General features: G+C 39.3%; 23 protein-coding genes. 11 read left to right on the top strand and 12 right to left on the bottom strand.

Annotated features, from left to right (window positions below; translation table 11 throughout):
- Positions 1–91 precede the first annotated feature (91 nt).
- Both IAG46_RS11915 and IAG46_RS11920 read left to right on the top strand, forming a co-directional pair.
- A complete protein-coding gene (locus IAG46_RS11915) occupies positions 92–445 on the top strand; it encodes a YciI family protein (protein ID WP_190810572.1) in 354 nt (117 codons plus the stop codon).
- Between the two features lie 55 nt (positions 446–500).
- Entirely contained in the window at positions 501–1,745 is a 1,245-nt protein-coding gene (locus IAG46_RS11920) for an RNA polymerase sigma factor (RefSeq protein ID WP_190810573.1), read from the top strand.
- Here IAG46_RS11920 and IAG46_RS11925 read toward each other — a convergent pair.
- The 6 genes from IAG46_RS11925 to IAG46_RS11950 all read right to left on the bottom strand — a co-directional run bounded on the left by IAG46_RS11925 (position 1,742) and on the right by IAG46_RS11950 (position 6,733).
- Positions 1,742–2,845: an acyltransferase family protein gene (locus IAG46_RS11925; RefSeq protein ID WP_190810574.1), complete on the bottom strand. Its 1,104-nt coding sequence runs from the start codon at positions 2,843–2,845 to the stop codon at positions 1,742–1,744. The genes IAG46_RS11920 and IAG46_RS11925 overlap by 4 nt on opposite strands.
- Positions 2,846–2,903: 58 nt before the next feature.
- Entirely contained in the window at positions 2,904–3,203 is a 300-nt protein-coding gene (locus tag IAG46_RS11930; protein WP_190810575.1) for a hypothetical protein, read from the bottom strand.
- A 115-nt stretch (positions 3,204–3,318) separates the two neighbouring features.
- Positions 3,319–4,743, bottom strand: a complete 1,425-nt coding sequence (locus IAG46_RS11935; protein WP_190810576.1) for a Gfo/Idh/MocA family protein — start codon at positions 4,741–4,743, stop codon at positions 3,319–3,321.
- A 61-nt stretch (positions 4,744–4,804) separates the two neighbouring features.
- Entirely contained in the window at positions 4,805–5,455 is a 651-nt protein-coding gene (locus IAG46_RS11940; protein ID WP_190810577.1) for an HD domain-containing protein, read from the bottom strand.
- A gap of 4 nt (positions 5,456–5,459) precedes the next feature.
- The gene (locus IAG46_RS11945; RefSeq protein ID WP_190810578.1) at positions 5,460–6,188 is read right to left on the bottom strand and encodes a 1-acyl-sn-glycerol-3-phosphate acyltransferase; all 729 of its coding nucleotides are present in this window, start codon (positions 6,186–6,188) and stop codon (positions 5,460–5,462) included.
- A 134-nt stretch (positions 6,189–6,322) separates the two neighbouring features.
- Positions 6,323–6,733 (bottom strand): BrxA/BrxB family bacilliredoxin, encoded by a 411-nt coding sequence (locus IAG46_RS11950; protein WP_190810579.1) that lies wholly within the window; start codon positions 6,731–6,733, stop codon positions 6,323–6,325.
- A gap of 124 nt (positions 6,734–6,857) precedes the next feature.
- On the opposite strand from IAG46_RS11950, the gene IAG46_RS11955 reads away from it, so the two are divergent.
- The 4 genes from IAG46_RS11955 to IAG46_RS11970 all read left to right on the top strand — a co-directional run bounded on the left by IAG46_RS11955 (position 6,858) and on the right by IAG46_RS11970 (position 10,362).
- Complete coding sequence (locus tag IAG46_RS11955) at positions 6,858–7,595, top strand: TerB family tellurite resistance protein (RefSeq protein ID WP_190810580.1); 738 nt, start codon at positions 6,858–6,860, stop codon at positions 7,593–7,595.
- Positions 7,596–7,606: 11 nt separating this feature from the next.
- On the top strand, positions 7,607–8,191 hold the full coding sequence (locus IAG46_RS11960; RefSeq protein ID WP_190810581.1) for a HupE/UreJ family protein: 585 nt from the start codon (positions 7,607–7,609) through the stop codon (positions 8,189–8,191).
- Positions 8,192–8,277: 86 nt separating this feature from the next.
- A complete protein-coding gene (locus IAG46_RS11965) occupies positions 8,278–8,715 on the top strand; it encodes a dCMP deaminase family protein (RefSeq protein ID WP_190810582.1) in 438 nt (145 codons plus the stop codon).
- Between the two features lie 15 nt (positions 8,716–8,730).
- A complete protein-coding gene (locus tag IAG46_RS11970) occupies positions 8,731–10,362 on the top strand; it encodes a S41 family peptidase (RefSeq protein WP_190810583.1) in 1,632 nt (543 codons plus the stop codon).
- Here IAG46_RS11970 and IAG46_RS11975 read toward each other — a convergent pair.
- Complete coding sequence (locus IAG46_RS11975) at positions 10,359–10,562, bottom strand: hypothetical protein (protein WP_190810584.1); 204 nt, start codon at positions 10,560–10,562, stop codon at positions 10,359–10,361. The genes IAG46_RS11970 and IAG46_RS11975 overlap by 4 nt on opposite strands.
- Before the next feature lie 12 nt (positions 10,563–10,574).
- The gene (locus tag IAG46_RS11980; protein WP_190810585.1) at positions 10,575–11,153 is read right to left on the bottom strand and encodes a MarC family protein; all 579 of its coding nucleotides are present in this window, start codon (positions 11,151–11,153) and stop codon (positions 10,575–10,577) included.
- A 117-nt stretch (positions 11,154–11,270) separates the two neighbouring features.
- Between IAG46_RS11980 and IAG46_RS11985 the strand changes: the two genes are divergently transcribed.
- Positions 11,271–11,840: a DUF3109 family protein gene (locus tag IAG46_RS11985; protein WP_190810873.1), complete on the top strand. Its 570-nt coding sequence runs from the start codon at positions 11,271–11,273 to the stop codon at positions 11,838–11,840.
- Here IAG46_RS11985 and IAG46_RS11990 read toward each other — a convergent pair.
- Both IAG46_RS11990 and IAG46_RS11995 read right to left on the bottom strand, forming a co-directional pair.
- Entirely contained in the window at positions 11,833–13,785 is a 1,953-nt protein-coding gene (locus IAG46_RS11990; protein ID WP_223826667.1) for a tetratricopeptide repeat protein, read from the bottom strand. The genes IAG46_RS11985 and IAG46_RS11990 overlap by 8 nt on opposite strands.
- 30 nt (positions 13,786–13,815) lie before the next feature.
- A complete protein-coding gene (locus tag IAG46_RS11995) occupies positions 13,816–14,550 on the bottom strand; it encodes a LytTR family DNA-binding domain-containing protein (RefSeq protein ID WP_190810586.1) in 735 nt (244 codons plus the stop codon).
- 911 nt (positions 14,551–15,461) lie between these two features.
- Here IAG46_RS11995 and IAG46_RS12000 point away from each other — a divergent pair.
- Both IAG46_RS12000 and IAG46_RS12005 read left to right on the top strand, forming a co-directional pair.
- Positions 15,462–16,448 (top strand): ribonucleotide-diphosphate reductase subunit beta, encoded by a 987-nt coding sequence (locus tag IAG46_RS12000; protein ID WP_190810587.1) that lies wholly within the window; start codon positions 15,462–15,464, stop codon positions 16,446–16,448.
- A 138-nt stretch (positions 16,449–16,586) separates the two neighbouring features.
- On the top strand, positions 16,587–19,070 hold the full coding sequence (locus IAG46_RS12005) for a ribonucleoside-diphosphate reductase subunit alpha (protein ID WP_190810588.1): 2,484 nt from the start codon (positions 16,587–16,589) through the stop codon (positions 19,068–19,070).
- Positions 19,071–19,278: 208 nt separating this feature from the next.
- On the opposite strand, the gene IAG46_RS12010 is transcribed toward IAG46_RS12005, so the two are convergent.
- Both IAG46_RS12010 and IAG46_RS12015 read right to left on the bottom strand, forming a co-directional pair.
- Positions 19,279–19,929: a gluconate 2-dehydrogenase subunit 3 family protein gene (locus IAG46_RS12010; RefSeq protein WP_190810589.1), complete on the bottom strand. Its 651-nt coding sequence runs from the start codon at positions 19,927–19,929 to the stop codon at positions 19,279–19,281.
- Positions 19,929–21,647 (bottom strand): GMC oxidoreductase, encoded by a 1,719-nt coding sequence (locus IAG46_RS12015; RefSeq protein ID WP_190810590.1) that lies wholly within the window; start codon positions 21,645–21,647, stop codon positions 19,929–19,931. The genes IAG46_RS12010 and IAG46_RS12015 overlap by 1 nt, the downstream gene beginning before the upstream one ends.
- 143 nt (positions 21,648–21,790) lie before the next feature.
- Here IAG46_RS12015 and IAG46_RS12020 point away from each other — a divergent pair, with 143 nt between their 5' ends.
- Together IAG46_RS12020 and IAG46_RS12025 are read left to right on the top strand one after the other, a co-directional pair.
- Positions 21,791–22,783 carry a sugar phosphate isomerase/epimerase gene (locus tag IAG46_RS12020; protein WP_190810591.1) on the top strand — a complete coding sequence of 331 codons (993 nt, stop codon included), beginning with the start codon at positions 21,791–21,793 and terminating at the stop codon, positions 22,781–22,783.
- 105 nt (positions 22,784–22,888) lie between these two features.
- On the top strand, positions 22,889–23,257 hold the full coding sequence (locus IAG46_RS12025; RefSeq protein ID WP_223826668.1) for a DinB family protein: 369 nt from the start codon (positions 22,889–22,891) through the stop codon (positions 23,255–23,257).
- Positions 23,258–23,267 lie beyond the last annotated feature (10 nt).

Raw genomic sequence — 23,267 nt, forward strand, 5'->3', positions numbered from 1 at the left:
GAGATTGTCCAATCCGCAACATGGTCTTCGTCATTTAGACAAGAACAAACTAAAAACCAGTCCACAGGAGTTGGACATAAAATGAAAGACAATGAGCAATTTTTTGTATTTATTTAGAGGAGGAGATGAAGCGTACGCAAAGTTATCTCAGGAAGAAAAACAAGCCCATATGCAAGTGTGGGGGGAGTGGATGGGAGGCCTCAAAGAAAAGGGCCTGCTTTTGGATGGTCTCCCATTGGGCGAGGATGGAAAAGTGGTTCGTAATCGGGGAGAACTGATTACCAATGGCCCCTATGCCGAGGGTGTGGAAGTAGTTGGAGGGTATTTAATCGTTTCCGCCAAAGATATGGATGAAGCTGCTGAACTTTCAAAAGGTTGCCCAATTTTTGATTATGATGGAAGTTTTGTTGAGGTCAGGGAAATTCTTTCAATGGACGGACACTAAAAATTCAAAATGAAACCATAAAGCCTGATGAAAATCGGGCTTTTTCTTTTACGTTATGCCACAGACCAACTTAGCCAACACCATTGATCATCTTTTCCGGAATGAATATGGGAAGATTGTGGCTGTGTTGACCAACAAGTTTGGAACCTCGTATTTGGAACAAATTGAGGATGCCGCCCAGGACACGTTTATCAAAGCGATGCAAGTATGGGCCTATAAATCAGTTCCTGATAATCCAACTGCTTGGCTGTACAGAGTGGCTAGCAATGGCTTGATTGACGTACTTCGTCGTGAGAAAAAAAAGGATGTCTTGGAAGACCGGCAATTAAAGGAAGATGGCGATAATTTTTCGGCAATAGAGCCATCCTTGGACGATAGCATTTCCGACAGCCAATTAAAGATGATATTTGCGTGCTGCCATCCCTCACTATCTGAGGAGTATCAAATTATTTTAAGCTTAAAACTTATAGGCGGATTCAGCAATAAGGAGTTGGCCGAAGCTTTGTTGAAAAAAGAAGAGACCGTAGCCAAATCGTTCACTAGGGCAAAGAAAAAGTTTAGAACAGAAGTGCAGTTTTTGCAGATACCCGTACAAATGGGGCTTCAATCTCGGTTGTTCATAGTGTTGAGGGTAATCTACTTGCTCTTTTCCGAAGGATATTCGGCCACCACCGGTTCTCAAATGCTTAAAAGGGATATTTGTTATGAAGCTCTGCGGTTGGCATTATTGTTAAGAGAGAACAAATATTGTAAACATGCTAATTTAGAAGCTTTGATTGCATTAATGTGTTTTCACTCATCCCGATTTGATGCGCGATTGGATGCGAATGGTGAATTGGTTACACTGGAATACCAGGATCGAACCAAATACAACACAGAACTAATAAAGATTGGAATCCATCATCTGGAAAGCTCGGGTACGGAGGATAAACTACCTTCCATTTATCATTTGGAAGCGGCCCGATCATTTTATCATTGTAAGGCAAAATCCTTTCAAAAAACCGATTGGAAAAGCATTTTGTATTTATACGACGTGCAATTAAAACAACAATATTCATCCATGTTGGCATTGAACAGAATAGTGCCATTTGCCAAGATTCACGGAGCGGAAAAAGGTCTTAGAGAATTAAATGACCTTAATGACAAAAGAGATTTTAGCAAATCAGGATTATTCTATGCGATAAAGGCCGAGTTGCTACTGGAACTCAAGGCACCCAATTCCAACGCAACCTTAATACAGGCTATTGAACTAACAGACAATGAGCTTGTTAAAAAACATCTTCAAAAAAAGTTGATCTAGACCTTGATAAAAGTGCCTTTTTTGTACATATACCAAAGAAGCAAATAAAGAACGCCAAACCCACCGATGGAAAGTATCATTTGATAATACCCCCCAGAATACTGCTCCAATCCATATAAAAGAAAAGCTGCCACTTCACGGAAATTAATTACGTGTGAAAGCACGTAAGCTGTAATGGCATTCATGCCGATAACTTTTAATGGGAACGCCCATTTGCTTTTTCCTTTCACATCAACAACCCAATAAAACAAGGCCATTAAAATAAAACAGACCCCAGAGGAAGCCAACACAAATGTGCTAGTCCATAACTTTTTTACAATGGGATGCCAAATTCCCCAAGTGAAACCTAGGGCCAACGCGGCTATTCCTATCAAAAGCAGATACGTAGCAATCTTTTTTCGCGAAAGTTTTGACTTGATGAGTTCTCCGGCAAAAACTCCAGATAGGGTTGTGGCCGTAAATCCGAAGCCGGTTAATAACCAAGTGTATTGTAGACCATCATCAAATTTCCCAAGCACCAAACGATCAAAATATAATGCAAAATTTTGGTCAGGCAGGAGCATGCTTCTTCCTACTTCCGGAACATTGGGAACGGTTAAAATTAGGGCATAAATTATCAGACAGAACGCAAAGACAACATAAAGCCATTTTCTTTTCAGATGTATATAAGCCAAACAGGAAAATAAGTATCCTACTGCAATAGCCTGCAAGGTATTGCTGAAAATATGTAACTGGTCAATGTCCCAGGCCAACAAATTGCCCTGAACTATCCATCCCAATATGAAAAGGATAATAAACCGTCTTAAAAGCTTTCTATAAATAGCACCTTTGCTGGCATTTTCCTGCATTCTTTTGGATAGGGAAAAGGGAATGACCGCTCCTACCACAAATAGAAACAGAGGCATTATAATATCATAAAAAGTAGAACCAAACCAATCTGGATGACTAAATTGTTTTGCCAATGATGCTGTTAACGATGTGTCGGCTCCTTCATTGAGATTGAAAAAAAAGTGGTCGGCAAAAATAATCAGAAGCATATCGAAACCTCTCAAGGCATCAATAGAAAGTATTCTTTGGCTTTGGAATAAATTCTCACTCATGTTCTCTAGGTTTGGTCGGTTTTTCAATTGAAGGTTTTGATTATTAGATGGTCATTTTTCACGAAAACCCACCAATCAAAGCAAAAGCCAATATAGGAATGATAAGCAGTGGTACGAAAAACAAAAACTTAATCCAAAGTTTGGTAACATTCTTAAAAACAAATGCATTTATAATGGTAAGTACTATGGCCAAAAGAGAAAACCCCACAGCACCGTAAAGCAAGGTAAGTCCCTGAGCCATTCCATTTCCAGCGGAATCACTTCCTGTAAACTCGGAAAAGGCAAAAACCAATCCCGAAATACAGAACAAAACCACATAGGATAATACCGAAATTATCATTTTTTTATTGGCACTCATAATAAAGATTTTATTTAGATTATTGTTTACGTTTTATATGCATTCGAGGTTGATTGCAAATAATAGGTCATTTAAATCTAAACAGAAGATCTAGCCAATAAAACGGTAAAATGGCTTAGGTCAATTCCCAGCCCTTACGATACGCACGACTTACCCATTCATTCGCTTTGTCATAGTTGGTAATTTTCATGTTTTCTCCATCCCAAAGCAATTTTCTTCTTCCTGGATACTCAAAAGGATCCCAATCGCCTACTTTTTTACCTTCCTTTAATACTTTGTATTGATAGGCTTTCACGGCCAAATTACCCATGAGCACTGTTTCTGTAAGTGGGCCAGCTTTAGCAAAATTAGAAGAGGTTTCTACTCCGGTTAAACAGCCTTCCACAAAATTGGCAATATGTCCGCCCATACTTCCAGGAACTCTCGGGTATTTAGGTTCTGGCGATTTGTATAGATCCATCATATCAGATGGAAGCAAGCGCGCGTTTTGCGAATAGGTATCACAAACCAAAATTCCTTTATCACCATACATAATGGTTCCGCCGTCCCTATTACCAACTATTTCTCCGTCTTTTAGTTCGTCAGGAAGATCCGGCATAATTCCACCATCGTACCAATTCAATTGAATATCACCATGGGTAGGATGTTCAAATTTTAAATGGATTTTAGATGAAGGAGGGCATGAAGGACTGTAATCTGCTTCAACAAAGTCGCCAACCCAAACGGTGGTACAACTAGCTTCTGCTTCGGTTGGGTAGCCCAAATCCAATACACTGAATGGAGTTTCCATAATGTGGCAACCCATATCGCCCAAAGCACCGGTTCCAAAATCCCACCAACCTCGCCATTTGAAGGGAAGGTAGGCATCATTATAATTTCGCATTGCCGCAGGTCCTAACCATAAATCCCAATCCAAACCTTTTGGAACGTTTTGTTTTACCGTTGGAACGGGAACTCCTTGTGGCCATACCGGGCGATTGGTCCAACATTCGATGGTATGTACATTTCCGATAACTCCAGATTCAACCCATTCTCGAGCGATTCGACTATCATCACTTGAGGCGCCTTGATTTCCCATTTGGGTAACAATGCCATTTTCGGCAGCTACTTTGGTCATTAATCGGGCCTCATGTATATTGTGCGTCAGCGGTTTTTCCACGTAGGCATGTTTTTTTTCGCGCATAAATGGAAGCGCAATGGTCGCGTGTGTATGGTCTGGTGTTGCCACTGCAATCGCGTCAATATCTTTTAAATGCTTTTTATAAACCTTGCGAAAGTCTTTGTATTGTTTTGCATCTGGGAATGCCTCGTAGGTTTGCTGCGCCCTGCGCTCATCAACATCACAAAAGGCCACAAACTTTACTTTTCCAGTTTCTGCCAGTCCACGGATAACACCTCCGCCTCTACCACCAGCTCCAAACGCAGCCATATACAGGGTATCACTGGGAGGGACATGATTTTTTCCAAGGACAAAACTGGGGACAATAGTAAAGGCTGCAGATGTGGTTGCAGCATTTTTCAAAAACTTTCTTCGTTGCATTTGGCTTGTTTTTTTTGATGGGATTGAAGATACAAAAAACAACAATAGACAAAGGGCGTTGTTATGTATTCAACTCTTTATAAAACTGCTCCAAATAATCTAACATGAATTGGTGTCTTTCCTCTGCCAATTTTTTACCGGTTTCAGTATTCATTTTGTCCTTGAGCAATAGTAACTTTTCGTAGAAATGATTAATGGTCGGGGAACTGGATTTTTTGTACTCCTCTTTGGACATGTTCAGGTTGGGAGCAACATTCGGATTATAAAGTTCTCGGTTCTTAAATCCCCCGTAATTAAATGCACGGGCAATTCCAATAGCTCCGATGGCATCCAAACGGTCGGCATCCTGAACAACCTGAAGCTCTTTGGAATTGAATTTTTCACCTTTTTCCAAACTATTTTTAAAAGACATATGTTTAATGATGTTGACCACATGTTCAGTAACATTCCCATGGACATTTTGTCCCAACAGAAAATTCTTTGCCATACTTGGGCCTACAGATTCATCGCCATTATGAAATTTTGGATCAGCGATATCGTGCAACAAAGAAGCCAATTCCACTACCAAACCATCTACCTCTTCACTTTGTGAAATGCGTCGCGAATTGTTAAACACTCTTTGGGTATGGAACCAATCATGGCCCCCTTCGGCACCTTTCAATGTTTTTTTTACAAAGTCGATGGTCTTTGCAACTACGCCTTCTTCTCCCATATGATTAGAAAATGTCTTTGGTTATTTGCTGCTCTACCAGTTTGATGAGTTCCTCTGGACTCCCCTCGTTATTAATTGGTCGATGCACTTTGAATTTGATAAAGGCTCCCAATCCCATTGGAAATTTTCCGTAACGGAGCATTTTCCATGAATTATTTATGGTAATGGGTACAATAAGTGCGGACGGGGCATGTTTCATAAGTGTTTTTAATCCAGAAGGTTTAAAAGCCTTCGGATTACCATCACGACTTCGGGTTCCTTCAGGAAAGATGACCGCACTTCGATTATGGGTTTCAATATACTCTCCCAATTTTCCAATCTCCACCAGCGCTTGGACGGGGTCTTTACGGTTGATCAATGCCGATCCTCCATGCCTCAAATTGAAGGAGACACTTGGGATGCCTTTACCAAGCTCTTTTTTACTGACAAATTTTGGGTGGTGCTCGCGCATATACCAAATTATGGGCGGAATATCGTACATGCTCTGATGGTTGGTGACAATAATCAGAGGTTTATTGGTTGGGATATCATTTTCGTTTTCAAACCGGTATCGGACACCGAGCAAATTTGTACAACGCATCAAAAACCAATTCAGAAAACTCACACTTTGCTTATGTGCATCATAACCAAAAGCGTTAAGGCATATCCATTGAATGGGATGAAAAACCACCAAAGTCAACCCAAAACAAACAAAGAAAACAATCGTCAAAGGATATGAAAGTAACTTGAACATGCTACATTCTTTTATAGAGCCAAGTTGGTAAAATCTTCGGAATTAAGATAATAATTTGCCATCTTTTTGTACAAAAGCGCAAAAATAAAAAACCACCCTTAAGGGTGGTCTTCAAATTTTCTAACAAGTGAAGTTTAACAGAACTCGTTGTAAGCTTCAGTTAAATTTTCCGCAATAATTTCTGCTGGTCTTCCTTCAATATGATGTCTTTCAATCATGTGTACCAATTCACCATCCTTAAACAAGGCCATACTTGGTGAAGAGGGAGGGAAAGGTACCATATGATTTCTTGCCGTATCTACAGCTTCTGTGTCAACTCCGGCAAAAACAGTAACCAAATGATTTGGTTTTTTACTGTTTTGCAAACTTAATTTTGCGGCAGGTCTAGCGTTGGCAGCAGCACACCCGCAAACAGAATTTACCACCACTAAAGTGGTGCCTTCTTGTTTTAGGGCATTTTCAACAGCGTCACTTGTATATAGTTCTTCAAACCCGGCAGAGGCTAGGTCTGCTCTCATAGGTTTAACCAATTCTTCAGGATACATAGTCTTATTTTTTATTCAACTTTCAAAGATACGGTTTTTGTCGAATTTTTTCGTCAGCCTTAACACCATATAAACTCTTATTTATTAGGCAAAGCCCTATATTTGGGCTCTAATATTTTTAAGGATGATTAAGTGGGTAGCTGCTTTTTTGGGCTATTTTATATTTCGTTTTCCAGGAGCAGTGCTCGGTTTTATTTTGGGAAGCCTGTTCGAGAACATGGGAGGTTCCAACAGAGGTGGCAGATCTGTCTTTCAAGATTTTACCCGGCAAACAGTTTCCCCGGCCGACTTTGAACTGAATTTACTTTCTCTGTGCTCAATTATTATTAAAGCTGATGGACAGGTAAGTCAGCGCGAATTGGATTATGTAAGACAATACTTTTTGAGCACCTACGGAAAGGAAAAGGCGAATGCCATTTTCCGAACTTTTAATGAGGTTATTAAAAAGAGAGAGATTTCGGCTCAAAGAATCTGCACCTATTTGGTACAACGGACCCGTTATGAAATTCGGTTACAACTTCTCCATTTCTTATTTGGAATTGCCCAAGCCGATGGACATGTAAGCAAGGCAGAAGTAAATAAATTGCACGAAATCGCGGGGTATTTGAGAATTGGACGACACGATTTTGAAAGTATTATGGCCATGTTCATCAAATCGGCGGACAATGCGTATAAAATTTTGGAGATAGAAAGGGCAGTCTCGGATGATGAAGTAAAAAAGGCCTACAGAACCATGGCCAAAAAATATCATCCAGATCGTGTGGTAACCGAGAATGAGGCCATTAAAAAAGGTGCTGAAGAAAAATTCAAGGAAGTGCAAAAAGCATACGAGACCATTCAAAAAGAAAGAGGAATTTCTTAATAGACTAGATTATGCAGGAATTTTGGTTTTACATAAAACTGGGGTTAAATCACGTACTGGATTTGGGGGCTTATGACCACATCTTGTTTTTGTCAGCCTTGGCTATCCCGTTCACCTTTGTCAATTGGAAAAGGGTAGTTGTGCTGGCAACTATTTTTACTGTGGCCCATTGTACCTCATTGGCACTCTCGGCTTATGAAGTTCTAACTGTGGATGTTGGACTCATAGAGTTTCTTATACCCATCACCATTCTTTTAACGGCCGCGTTCAATTTCGTTTATGTCAAAAAAGAAATGAAAAGCGTTGGAATGACTCTTCACATTTTGGCCACTACATTTTTTGGGTTGATCCACGGATTTGGATTTTCCAACTATTTTAAATTAATGATGGCAGAGGAAGATGACAAGATAGTTCCCTTGCTTGGCTTTGCAACAGGCATTGAACTTTCTCAAGTTGCAATTATCCTGGTCATTTTGACCATTGCTTTCTTGATTCAAGATGTATTCAGGGTCAAAAGAACGATTTTTATTGCCTTTGCATCGATTTTGGTCATCTGTATTACAATACCTTTGCTCATTGCCACGTTTCCCCAATAGGGCCTTTGTTAAAATTAGCCGAATAAGGTTGTAGGGGTCTTGTAAAGCAGGTATATTTATTCATTATCGGCTTATTTTTTTGATGTATGAAGGAGCGCAAACAAGAAAAGTATGACAAGGCCTATCTTCGAATGGCTAAGGAATGGGGAAAACTTTCCTATTGCCAACGAAAACAGGTCGGCGCTATCATCGTAAAAGACCGGATGATCATATCCGATGGATATAACGGCACTCCAACAGGCTTCGAGAACATTTGCGAGGATGATGAAGGAGATACCAAATGGTATGTATTGCACGCGGAAGCGAACGCAATATCCAAAGTGGCCTCTTCTACCCAATCCTGTGAAGGAGCAACTTTATATATTACACTGTCTCCATGTAGGGAGTGCAGCAAACTGATTCATCAATCTGGAATAATACGCGTTGTGTACCAAAAGGCTTATAAGGACGATTCAGGACTAAAATTTTTGGAACGCGCCGGTGTAATTACCCACCACCTTCCGATATTGGAAGAAATGGTATAACCTCACCATTAAGCTATGAAAAAGAAATATCAATATATATTGCCCACGTTGCTCGCTTTAGCTGTGGCCATAGGAATTTTTATTGGAGGAAAACTCCATTTTGATGACACTCCCGAGAAATTGTTTTCCACCAATTCCAAAAAGGACAAACTCAATAGACTTATCGATTATATCGATTACGAATATGTGGATGACATTGATACCGATAGCATTGTCGATGTTACGGTTAACAATATTCTAGGAAAGCTGGACCCTCATTCAGTCTACATTCCAAAAAGTGAGATGGATGAAGTTTCCGAGAACATGAAAGGCGATTTCGTGGGTATTGGAGTGAGCTTTTATATGTATAGAGATACCATTTCGGTAATTAGAACCATAAAAAATGGCCCTAGCCAAATTAGTGGCATCAAACCCGGTGATCGTATTTTGGCCGCCGATATGGACACACTTTATGGGCGAAGAATTCCCAATAATGAAATTGTTTCCAAGTTGAAGGGAAAAATTGGTACTAAAGTGGACTTAAAGGTTTTCCGAAAATCGGAAAATAGAATGATGGACATCACCGTTAGACGTGATCGTATTCCGATTAAGAGCGTGGATGCCTATTATATGCTCAGTGGTGACATGGGGTACATAAAAATCAATCGTTTTGCCGAATCTACCTATAACGAATTTAAGGATGCCCTTAAAAAATTAAAGATAAGAGGTGCGGAAAAACTGGTTCTAGACCTTAGGGATAATCCCGGAGGATATTTGGGTATAGCGGAAAAACTAGCCGATGAATTTTTGGAAGATGACAAACTGATTCTTTACACTAAAAATAAAAAGGGAAGGATAAAAAAGGCCTTTGCCACAACCAAAGGCGATTTTGAAGACAAACCGGTCTATGTATTGATCAACGAGCGATCAGCCTCAGCAAGTGAGATTATTGCTGGAGCATTGCAAGACAATGATATTGGTACCATCGTTGGTCGACGTTCCTTTGGAAAAGGCTTGGTACAACGAGAAATGGATCTAGGTGATGGGTCTGCGGTTAGACTTACGGTTTCAAGATATTATACCCCAACAGGACGCTCAATCCAACGATCATATAAGAAAGGACACCGTGATTACTATCAAAAATTTATTGAGCGTTATCGCACCGGAGAATTGATTTCTGTGGATAGCATCAAAGTTGCCGATTCGCTCAAATTTCGTACGCCGAAAGGTAAAATTGTTTATGGCGGTGGAGGTATAATACCTGATGTTTTTGTTCCTATCGGAAGTAATGAGGAAGAAGCCATAGACAGTATGGACGACACGTATGAATTCTTCTCCAGATTTATTTTTGAGCATTTAGAGAAGGACCGAACCCGTTATATGGACTATAACAAAAACCAATTTTTGGATGAGTACCGGGTAGATGATATTCTTTTTGACGAGTTTATCCAGTTTGTGCTCAACCGTAAGATAAAATTGGATTTTTATGCCTTTGAAGATAAAATTAAGGACTATCTAAAAGCAAATATTGCTGAGCAACTGTACTCGCCAAACCTTTCTGCCCAAATAAAAGGGAAACATGATACCATGTTAAAAAAGATCAAGGATTTGGATGAGGCTTCAACCTTTGATAAATCCAATGAAGTGGCATTTAAGCCAGAAGGTTAGTTGTCTTTAATTTTTTTGTCAATTTTCTTCGAGGTCATAAAAATCAGCAACAGTACAATGGCGCACAATGATGCAAGAATCCCAATAAGCGCAATGGTACTATCACCTTGAAATGGAGCCTCAAAATCTACTAAGGTCACATTGTAGGCAATAAGCCCCAAAGCGAGAATTATAAGAATTATGATAAGCGTTTTGTTCATAGCCAACATGTATTAGTGCTCAAACATTTGATTGACGTTGGTTGCAAAAAGTTTCACTGCAATTGCCAATAAAATAACTCCAAATACTTTTCTGATCACATTAAGTCCGTTTTTCCCCAACAAGCGTTCAATTTTAGTGCTTGACTTTAAAACAAGGTATACAAAGATAATGTTTACTATAATGGCGATTATTATGTTCTCAACATGATATTCTGCCCGTAACGCCAAAATCGATGTCAAAGTTCCGGCGCCAGCGATTATCGGAAAGGCAATCGGGACCACGGATGCACTCTCGGGCTCATCATGCTTATACAAGGTTACACCGAGCACCATTTCCAAAGCCAGGAAGAAAATAATAAAAGCTCCCGCCACGGCAAATGAATTCACGTCGATACCTATAAGACCAAGAATACTTTCACCAACAAACAAAAAAGCCGTCATGATACAAGCGGCCACAATGGATGCCTTACCCGATTGAATGTGCCCAACTTTGCTTCGCAAAGAAATAATAATGGGAATGCTACCCAAAATATCTATAACTGCAAAAAGAACCATACTGGCCGTAACTATCTCCTTTAAACTGAAATTCATCACCTTGTAATTTGTCCGCAAATTTACGTGTAAAAAGGCTGTTTGGATTACGCAATACGTCCAGAAAACCCTAATTTTTTGTTTTGGATTATTTTTGTGCAAAAAATAGGGATTGCAATGTTCCAAATTGGTAAGACTATAGTGTCAGAAGAGATTTTAGAAAATGACTTTGTATGCAACCTAAGCGCATGCAAGGGAGCCTGCTGTGTTGATGGCGAATACGGAGCCCCGCTTGAAGAGGCGGAAACACAAAGATTGGATGATATTTTCAATGCTGTCAAACCATATCTTAGACCGGAGGGAGTCCGAGCCATTGAGGAGCAAGGAACATTTGTTAAGGGTGAAGATGGTGAGTGGGAAACACCTTTGGTCAATAAAAGTGAATGTGCCTATGTGATTTTTTCCGAAGATGGAATTACAAAATGCGGTTTGGAATCGGCATATAATGATGGAGCTACCGATTGGAAAAAACCAATATCGTGTCATATGTATCCGGTAAGAACTAGGGAATATTCCGAGTTCACCGCGGTTAACTACCACCAATGGGAAATATGCGACCCGGCCTGCAGTTTGGGAAAAGAACTAAAAGTACCCATCTACAAATTTGTAAAGGAAGCGTTGATTAGAAAATTTGGTGAAACCTGGTATAAAGAGCTTGAAGATGTAGCTCGCAAAAATGCTAAATAATTGGAATGTCCAGGACCACTTTGGTGCCCGACGATGTCCCTTCGTCATCAAACAAATCAACAATATCCACATCAAAACTATTTTGGTAATCTTTCGAAAAATTGGCCAAACGCTCCTTTGTGATTCGGATTCCAACAGACTTTCTTTTTAGCACCCTATTGGCTTTGTTGGCCTGGGCGGCATCCCTTCCGACCCCATTATCTATAACTTCTATGGTCACATGGCTTTCGTTTTTCTTTTTTACCAGAAGATGAATCATTTTTTGACCATTTTTGGGAGAAAGGCCATGCCATAACGAATTTTCAAGAAAAGGCTGGAGCGCCAGCGATGGCACTTTAATGTTGTCTATATTGAGGTTGTCATCAACAATTATTTTGAAATCAATCTCGTTGGAAAAACGAATATTCTCAATGTTCATATAGAGTTCAACCGTTTCCAATTCTTCGGCCAATGAAATCTCTTTTAAGGATGAGGCTTCCAATATTTTACGAATCAGTTTTGAAAACTTGTTCAAGTAATGAACGGCATTTTTTTGCTCATTATTGATGATGTACAATTTGATTGAGTTGAGTGAATTGAACAAAAAATGAGGATTCATCTGGCTACGGAGCATGTTTTGCTCTAAAGTGAGCACTCTTTTCTCATTTTTACTCTGATATTGGCGGTAAAGGATGTACAAAATAGACGATATCAACCCAACAATTAGGGCGCTTACCAATAATGTAGTTTGGTTTTTTCGGAGCCTTAGCCTAACAATTTCATTTTCTTTGGCAAGGACAGATATCTGATTGTTCTTCTTATCTGCCTCATACCCAACTATGACATCGTTCATATACCGAAAGTTGGTAGCACTGGATATCTCTTTGTCATAATCATCGGCTTTTTTGTAGTAATCATAAGCGGCCTTATAATTGCCACGGGTCTTCTCTAAATAAGAAAGCTTTTGATAAGCATATAGAATGTTACTCGGAATGTTATGGGTCTGTGACATTTCCAAACCATCCATGATAAATTTGTATGCTTTATCATAATTACTTAATTCAGTATGTGCCCATCCTGTGTTGATATAGATTAATGGCGTAATAAAATAGTCCCCTATGGTTTTGGATTGTTCATGCAAAGGTTCAAGTAAAACCAAGGCGGCATATGGCATATTTTGTTTAAGATAAATTTGAGCCAAACTATTTTTGCAAATGACCCTGCCATAATCAGAGTTGATTTCTTCGTTATAGGCCAGGGATTTACGATAGTTCTCCAAAGCTCCTTCCAGATCACCTTTATACTCCAAACAATCACCTATGTTTTGATAGTTGATCGCAAGACCCAATTTGTTTCCCAGTTCTTCCTCTAGTTTCAGAGTTCTTTTGAATTGTATGATTGCTAGGTCATACTGTTCCAAGGATTGGTAGAGATTGCCTATACAGTTTAGCGAAACATTGATGCTGCGCTTTATGTGCGTCGAGGGGTTTTCAACCCGTTCAGCCAGTTCTAGGGCCTCTTGGTTGTATTTCAAAGCAGTTTTAATGGCATCTGTTCTTCGATATACAACCCCGAGCATATTAAGGGCTCGTACCCTTAGGCCAATATTGTTGGCTTTTTCGGCAAGCACCAATGCCTCTTGATGCAGGTCAGCCGCTTGTTTAAATTTTGAAATATTCCTGTATTTGGCACCAATTTGGTCCAGGGCATAAGATGCGCCCTCCAAATAATTTTCCTTTTTACTTTGGTTGGCAAAATAACGAAGCAGGGTGGTATCCCTTTTTTCATCTTTTAATTCGGTATCCAATGAAAGATACGTTTTGGGCTGCATACGAATGATTCGCCCTGCTTTTTGTTTAAAGGATTCTGGAATTTCCTGAGCATGGATAGAGCCATAGCCTATAAGGAAATATAGGGATAGCCATGCTATTCTTGGCGTCAGGGGGATTTTTTTGTTTTTTATCAATCTATATTTGAACACAGGTATCCTAGAAAGTTACAGCATATCCAAAAAATCGGATTTCTTTTGCCGGGAGACGGGTATTTTATGGTTGGATTCCAAAACCACATATCCGTCTGTTTTGAGAAATTCTTTTATTTTATTTAGATTGATGATGTACGAGTTATGTATTCTAAAAAAGCTATTGTCCGGCAACAGATTATTTACTTCCTTGAGTTTTTTGGTCAATAGTATTTTTTGCCCATCGCTTAAATAAATGGTGCTGTAGTTTCCGTCAGATTCTGCATAAAGAATGTCATCACTGTTTAAGAAAACCAATTTGCCATCAGTGTTGATGGTTATTTTTTTGCTGTGTGAATCTGCATTGAAGTTCAACAATATTTTTTCCAACTTTTCAACCGTCAAGTTTTTGGTGTTGTACTTTTTTATCTTGGCAATGGTTACCTGAAGATCGTCTGTATCAATAGGTTTTAGCAGATAATCAATGGCCTCGTTTTTTAGGGCCTTCAATGCATACTGGTTATAGGCTGTTGTGATCACAACTGGAAAATCTTTGTTTTTTAGGTTTTTAATGAACTGAAAACCGTCCATAGCGGGCATTTCAATATCCAAAAAAAGGCAATCTGGGGTATTGCGTTCAAGATAATCCAAAGCTTCATGGGCATCGGTAAAAGATGCGACTATATCCACTTCATCACTCAAATTGGTCAACTCCCAACTTAAACTTTGCAGGGCTTTTACCTCGTCGTCTACAATAACTGCTTCTAACATCCTCTGTTTTAAATCAAAAACAAATTTAGGATTATTATATATAAGGTATTTAAAATTATGTGTTGATGGACATTTTATGCGTATAACTGGTAAAAAACATTGAGGAATGTGGTTTTTGTAAATAAATTCTGCAATTAAGCCATTATTTTACCCCTATTTTCAGTTGAATTGAAAAAAGACAAAGCCATTTATACACAAAAAGGAGCAATTCATACATGCCCCAACAGAACCACTTGTTTTGTTTTATACTTTGGACATGTCAAAATAAAGGACAACCTAAAAAGTACTCAAATGAGAAAATGTGTTGTGTTATTTGTGATTTTGATATTCGCTCTGATTTGCGCTGCGGTGTTGGAAAGTAAAGATTTGGAGATGCAATCAGACTGGAACGAAATGGCCACCATACCATAGTTTCAACCCAATACGTTCATATACATTACCAACAAATTGTACGGCCGGAGCAACCAACCTCTTGTTTTAGAAACTGCTTGCAAAATTAAATATCCGGTTGACCCAGGATTTTGAGTTTGGTTTTGGGTTTCGGGGGAACTACCTGGAACCGAACCATTTTCCATCGGTGAGATTTGGAAGGGCCGTACTGTTTGGTAATGAAGACCGGAATAGCTTTTAGTGTAATTCCCATAAATAAATTAAGACCAAGGAATGTAAATTTTTATACTCCTTGGTCTTTTTTGTTGCTTACATATTTCCTAAAAAAGTTTTCATTTCATTTAAATTTTACCAGCCCAAGTACCATGGGTTGCCAGCCTAGATTTCAACATGTTGTGTTAAAAACTTTACACTCGTTTTAGTAAAACTAACTTTAAAGTCTGGTTACATTTTTGAATCTTTGTTAGCCCTATTCACAAGGAAATTTCCTTTCCAAATTATAAATTTTGTAACAAATAATTATGTCAGCAGCCATCGAGCCCATATTAGAAGAAAATGAAGATAGATTTGTAATATTCCCGATCAAACATCATGATCTTTGGGAATGGTACAAAAAATGTGAGGCTTGTTTTTGGACTGCAGAAGAGATAGATCTTCATGAAGATTTGACTGACTGGAACAATAAATTAAACGACGACGAGCGTTATTTCATTAAGCACATACTAGCATTTTTTGCTGCATCTGATGGTATTGTGAACGAGAATTTGGCAGAGAATTTTGTAAGCGAAGTGCAATATGCAGAAGCAAAGTTTTTCTATGGATTTCAGATTATGATGGAGAATATCCATTCAGAAACTTATTCTTTGCTTATTGATACTTACGTGAAAGATGAGAAGGAGAAAAACATTCTTTTCAAAGCCATTGAAAACTTTCCAGCAATCAAAAAGAAAGCAGATTGGGCATTAAATTGGATTGAATCTCCAAGTTTTGCCGAAAGATTGATTGCCTTTGCCGCTGTTGAGGGAATATTCTTTTCCGGTGCTTTCTGCTCAATCTTTTGGTTAAAGAAAAGGGGTCTTATGCCTGGACTTACATTTTCCAATGAGCTAATTTCTAGAGATGAGGGAATGCACTGTGATTATGCAGTTCATTTACACAATAAGCACTTAATCAATAAAGTGCCAAAAGAGCGCATCACCGCAATTTTGACTGATGCTCTTAATATTGAAAGAGAATTTATCACTGAGTCACTTCCAGCAAGTCTTATTGGAATGAACTCAAAACTAATGACACAGTACTTGGAGTTTGTAACGGATAGGTTGCTGGTAGAATTAGAATGTGATAAAGTATACAATGCCACAAACCCATTTGATTTCATGGATATGATTTCACTTCAGGGTAAAACAAATTTCTTTGAAAAACGTGTGTCTGAATATCAAAAGGCAGGTGTTCTTAACAAAGAAAAAGATGAAGACGCACAAAAAATTAGTTTCGACGCTGATTTTTAAATTGACCAACCTTTAAGGAAGCACTGCCCCTAAGTGTTTTCATGATCTTAACCTAAGTGCGTTGGAATTTTTCCATCGTCACATAAAATGTATGCTGGTATAACCAACAAACGTATCATTTAAAACAATAGTAGCCACATGTATGTAGTAAAAAGAGATGGAAGAAAAGAGCTGATCATGTTCGACAAGATCACGGCCAGAGTAAGAAAATTGTGTTATGGTCTTAACGGACTGGTAGATCCACTAAAAGTTGCTATGCGTGTCATAGAAGGACTTTATGACGGTGTAACCACATCCGAATTGGATAATTTAGCAGCAGAAATTGCGGCTACTATGACCACTACGCATCCAGATTATGCAAAATTAGCGGCTCGTATTTCAGTTTCCAACCTACATAAAAACACAAAAAAATCCTTCTCAGAAACCATGAAGGATTTGTATGAGTATGTAAACCCTAGAACAGGTAAAGAAGCACCGCTTCTATCCGATGAGGTCCACAAAGTGATAGAGGAGAATGCCGAAAAATTAGATTCTACCATTATTTATAACCGAGATTTTGGCTACGATTATTTCGGTTTTAAAACGTTGGAACGCTCATACCTATTAAAATTGAACGGAAACATTGCAGAACGTCCACAACATATGTTGATGCGAGTTTCCATTGGTATCCATTTGAACGATTTGGATTCAGCCATAGAGACCTATGAGTTGATGTCGAAAAAATACTTCACCCATGCGACACCTACCTTGTTCAATTCAGGTACACCTAAACCACAAATGTCCTCTTGCTTTCTATTGGCAATGAAAGATGATAGTATTGATGGTATTTACGATACGTTAAAGCAGACAGCGAAAATTTCACAATCCGCTGGAGGGATAGGTCTTTCTATCCACAATGTAAGAGCCACAGGATCCTATATAGCGGGCACAAACGGTACTTCTAACGGAATTGTCCCTATGCTTCAAGTATTTAATGATACGGCCAGATATGTGGATCAAGGCGGTGGAAAGCGTAAAGGAAGTTTCGCCATCTATATGGAACCATGGCATGCAGATATCTATGAGTTCCTCGATTTGAAAAAGAATCATGGAAAAGAAGAAATGCGTGCACGGGATTTATTCTATGCCATGTGGATTTCCGATCTTTTCATGAAAAGGGTAGAAGCAAATGAGGAATGGACCTTAATGTGTCCTAACGAATGCCCAGGACTTTTTACACATCACAGTGAGGAGTTTGAAGAATTATATCTAAAATACGAGGCAGAAGGAAAAGGTCGTAAAACGGTAAGAGCACGTGAACTTTGGGAAAAAATACTGGAATCTCAAATTGAAACCGGCACACCTTATATGTTGTACAAAGACGCTGCCAACCGTAAGAGCAACCAGAAAAACTTAGGAACTATCCGTTCTTCAAACTTATGCACGGAGATTTTAGAATACACCTCTCCAGATGAAGTGGCCGTATGTAATTTAGCCTCTATTGCATTGCCAATGTTCATTAAGAATGGTGAGTTTGACCATAAAGAATTGTTCAAGGTTACAAAAAGGGTGACCAAGAACCTGAATAAGGTAATCGATAGAAATTATTACCCAGTTAAAGAAGCTGAAAATTCCAATATGCGCCATAGACCTATTGGTCTAGGTGTGCAAGGCTTGGCGGATGCATTTATCATGTTACGTTTACCTTTTACAAGTGATGAAGCCAAAAAACTGAACCAAGAGATATTTGAAACGCTATATTTTGCGGCGGTGACTGCTTCGATGGAGGAAGCAAAAGAAGATGGACCATACTCATCTTATAAAGGTTCTCCAATTGAAGGAGGAGAGTTCCAGCACAATCTTTGGGGCATCAAAGATGAAGAACTTTCTGGACGATGGGATTGGGCCAAATTGAGAAAAGACGTAAAGAAAAATGGAGTTCGTAATTCCTTGTTGGTAGCACCAATGCCAACAGCATCTACTTCTCAAATACTTGGCAATAATGAATGTTTTGAGCCATACACCTCTAACATTTATACCCGAAGAGTACTTTCAGGGGAGTTTATTGTAGTAAACAAACACCTATTGGAAGATTTGGTAAACTTAGGTCTTTGGAACGAAAACATGAAGCAAGAATTGATGCGTGCCAATGGATCTATTCAACATATAGAAACCATTCCGCAAGATATTAGAGATCTGTACAAAACGGTTTGGGAATTGAGTATGAAAGACATTATTGATATGAGTAGACAGCGTGGATACTTTATTGATCAAAGCCAGTCTTTAAACTTGTTCATGGAAAATGCGAATTATTCCAAGCTGACCTCAATGCACTTCTATGCATGGAAAAGTGGACTTAAAACAGGAATGTATTATCTAAGGACCAAGGCTGCAGTTGACGCCATTAAGTTTACTTTGGACAACACAAAGAAAAAAGAAATTCCAACTAGTGTGGCAGCCGAAGCCGAGGTGTTGGCGGCGACTCCTAAAACAGCCGAAGCAATTAACGTTGAAACCACGCCAGTTGCACAACAAGAAGTGGATGTAGATATACAACCAATGTCCCCTGAAGAAATGAAAGAGATGATCGCACGGGCCAAAGAAGGCCAAGCGGATGATGATTGCTTAATGTGTGGATCATAAACCTGTACTGGACTTGTTTCAGTATGTGATAGTGTTTATTTGATAAAGCACCTTGGCAAAGCTCACCCCACATCGAGCAGAACCGAGGTGTTTTCTTTTTATCAATAAGGTGGACATACCTGCAAATTAAACGGCTACGGAGTTTAACCCAAACAAAAACCCTATTGTTCGCAATAGGGTTTTTCTAATCTATGTATGTTTAAGAAATCTATAAAGACCAGGCTCTTCCCTGTGTCAATTCATTAACATCACCACAAGCAATATATTCACCTGGAATTGGTAAATAAGCAAGCACCTCTTCACCAATATACTCTGACGATTTGTATGCCCAAATAGTGGAATCTCTAACATTATTGGCAAAAGCGTAAGACGCTACTTCATCATCAAGTTCGGCAGTTTCACCATTTTCAATGGCCTCAATATAGGCTTCCATGATTTCACCGTGTTCTTCTTCTTGTTCAGGAGCCCTCTTTTTTAAATAAGAGGCAAACACCGGCTCAAGGTCTTCATCATCAAGGTCTGCCAAATGCTCTTTACCAGAACTGGCCAATACCTTGTTGGTGAATTTTTCCATGGTTAACTTCATAACCGCCTGCTGTTCTTCAGGTAGAACCTCATGGGCAAACTGATCAATGAACATATGAACATTAAGCTCAGATGCCGAAGGAGTATCTGTTTTTGGCAAAAGGATGTCGACCAGCGAGTGAATAACACCACCTTGTTCCTTGCTAAAAAAACTTGGGGCCCAATCGAGGACCTTTTTGTTTTTACAACTCTGTGCAATGCTCAATAAGGTCGGAGTGGCAACGGCATAACCGAATACCATTCCCATATTTTTAAGTGCGACTCTTCTTTCCATTATATATTTCCGTTTTTAAGTTCTTGGGCCGCATGATTGGCCGCCCTTGCGGTAAACGCCATGTACGTTAAAGATGGGTTGACACAGGAAGCCGATGTCATAAAGGCGCCATCGGTAACATACACATTGTTGCATGCATGTACCTGGTTATAACCATTAAGAACGGAAGTTTTAGGACTCCTTCCCATTCTGGCGGTACCCATTTCGTGGATTCCCAATCCAAGTGCTCCTGGATTATCAAAAGGCTTCACATCCCTCAATCCAGATTTTTCAAGCATTTCTACGGCTTGGTTCTTCATGTCTTCACGCATGCTCCATTCATTTTCCTTCAATTCAGCATCAAAGGTAACCGTAGGAAGTCCCCATTGATCCAGATTGTCGTAATCCAAAGTCATGCGGTTATCTTCATATGGCAATACTTCACCGAACCCTCCCATTCCAAAGGTCCATCCTCCTGGTTTAAGAATAGCATCTTTGAGTCCTTTACCATGGGATACTTCTGCAATGGTATCTTCCCAATTTCCTCTTCCGGCACCACCTTGGTAGCCGTAACCACGAATAAATTTATCAGTATTGGTATTTCCACCTAAATTTCTAAAACGGGGAAGATAGATTCCGTTAGGTTTACGTCCCTTATAATATTTATCTTCAAAACCATCAAATTTACCAGATGCTCCAACACCTAAATGGTGATCCATGATATTTCTTCCCAACTGATCAGAATCATTACCAAGACCATCAGGAAAACGGTCCGATTTTGATTGCATTAAAATCGCAGTTGAAGCAATTGAAGATGCACATAGAAAAATTACCTTGGCCTTGAACTCATATTCTTCTTTAGTTTCGCGGTCAATTACTTTAACCCCAGAAGCTTTCTTGGTTTCAGGGTCGTAAATAACCTCGTGCACTATTGAATCAGGGCGTAAAGTCATGTTCCCAGTACGTTCAGCTGCTGGTAATGTAGAAGAAACACTGCTGAAATAAGCTCCAAAAGGACAACCTCTAATACAACGGTTTCTATATTGGCAACGTACCCTGCCATCACCCTCAAATTTTTTGTCGCTATTGATATGTGCCACACGGCCAGCGGTGATCACTCGGCCATCAAAATGTTCCGAAACCTTATCACGCACATGTTGTTCCACACAGTTCAGGTCCATCATGGGCTCAAACTTTCCATCTGGAAGCTGTGGCAGGTCTAAAAGCTCACCTGTAACACCAATATATGATTCTACTTTGTCGTACCAAGGGGAAATGTCCTTATATCGTACTGGCCAATCTGTGGCAATACCATCTCTCTTGTTAGCTTCAAAATCAATGTCGCTCCAACGGTAACTATGGCGTCCCCACATAATGGAACGACCTCCTACATGGTATCCACGCATCCAATCAAAACGTTTGGTTTCATTGTAGGGATGTTCCAAATCGTTAACGAACCAATGTTTAGATGCCGCCTTGGTCGTGTAACCTGTTCGACTTTGTTTTTCTTGCTTTTTTAGATCATCTTGGGTTGGTTGTCCATTGTTCGGGAAGTCCCAGGGATCCATATTTGCCGTAGGGTAGTCATCTCGGTGCTTAACCATAGGTCCTCGCTCTAACACCAAGGTTTTGAGTCCATTTTCACAGAGCTCCTTGGCCGCCCATCCACCGCTGATACCTGTTCCAACGACAATTGCATCGTAAGAATCCTGTTCTTCGTTGTAATAGAATTTGCTCATTTATTATTGATTGTTTATTTTCTAAATGTATTAAATATTAAATTAATTTTCTACATTTAAACCCCACGTTTATTGGGAAATTAACACTATAACGTTATAGTAAATCCTAATCTTTTAATAATCAGCTTTACGAAATAAGAATCATGAAAAGAAGAAAGTTTGTGGCCAATACTGCAAAAGTTGGTCTGGCCATTACCGCATTGGGAGGGTATGCTTGCAAACAAGCAAAAAAGGAACCGGAACAAGAAACCGCAGAGATATCAGAAGAAGCAAGTATGAGCCCATTCTTTAAACTATCATTGGCTCAATGGTCCATGCATAAAATGATATGGGACGACGGAGTTGATCCATACACCTTTGCAGAAAAAGCAAAGGCTTGGGGATTTACAGGTCTTGAATATGTAAGTGGATTATATTATAAAGAATTGGAAAAAGATAATTTTTCCGCAGAAGCCATGAAGGCATTTGTTGATAAAAGCAACGCTGAGGCAAAAAAGCACGGAATGGAAAATGTGCTCATTATGATTGACGGCCAAGGTGATTTAGCTGCCGAAGATGATAAAGAGCGAAAGGAAGCAGTAGAAAACCATCACAAATGGGTAGAAGCAGCTGCGGCAATGGGATGCCATTCCATTCGGGTGAATTTAAATGGAGTACAAGAAGCGGATGCCTGGACCAAAGCCTCCGTAGATGGATTGACTCAGCTGGCTACCTACGCAAAAGATAAAAACATCAATATTATTGTGGAGAACCATGGGGGACTTTCTTCCAATGGAGCGATGCTTGCCGGTATTATGAAGGAAGTAGGAATGGACAACTGTGGAACGCTCCCGGACTTTGGAAACTTCTGTATTAAAAGAGAAGATGGGTCCTACTATGAGTCAAAATGCCTTGAGGAGTACGATAAGTACCAGGGTGTTAAAGAATTGATGCCCTATGCCAAAGCGGTAAGCGCAAAATCTTACGATTTTGATGCAGAGGGGAATGAAACCGGAATAGATTACACCAAAATGCTTAAGATTGTTAAAGAAGCTGGTTACACAGGATATATCGGTGTAGAATACGAAGGTAGTAACCTTGGGGAGGAAGAAGGAATTTTGGCCACTAGGGATTTGTTGATCAAAGCTGGCAAATAAGTTTAAGCTAGCTCTTTAAGTTCATATCAGATGCAGGCATTATTTAACCAACTATTTGATTACAATTTTTATTGTAACAAGAAGCTTATTGAGCAATGTACAAGTATGGAAAAAGTTCCAGAAAAGTGCATAAAGCTTTTTGGTCATGTATTAAATGCCCACCATATTTGGAACAATAGAATTGTTGGCAAACCATATGAATTCAGTGCTTGGCAAGAACATGCCATTAGTGACTGGGGAGACATTCATTATGAGAACCAGAGAACTACTTTTGAGATCATCACGAATGCCGATGACTTTAACAGAAGAATAGATTACGAAAACAGTGAGGGAAGGGTATTTGCAAACGAACTTAAAGACATTCTTTTTCATATTGTTAACCATTCAACCCACCATAGAGGACAAATTCTGATGGACTACAGAATCAATGGAGTTGAACCAGAACCTCTAGATTATATTTTTTATAAAAGATAAAACCCCTCTA

The sequence above is a fragment of the Flagellimonas sp. S3867 genome (assembly GCF_014698935.1).
Taxonomy (GTDB): domain Bacteria; phylum Bacteroidota; class Bacteroidia; order Flavobacteriales; family Flavobacteriaceae; genus Flagellimonas.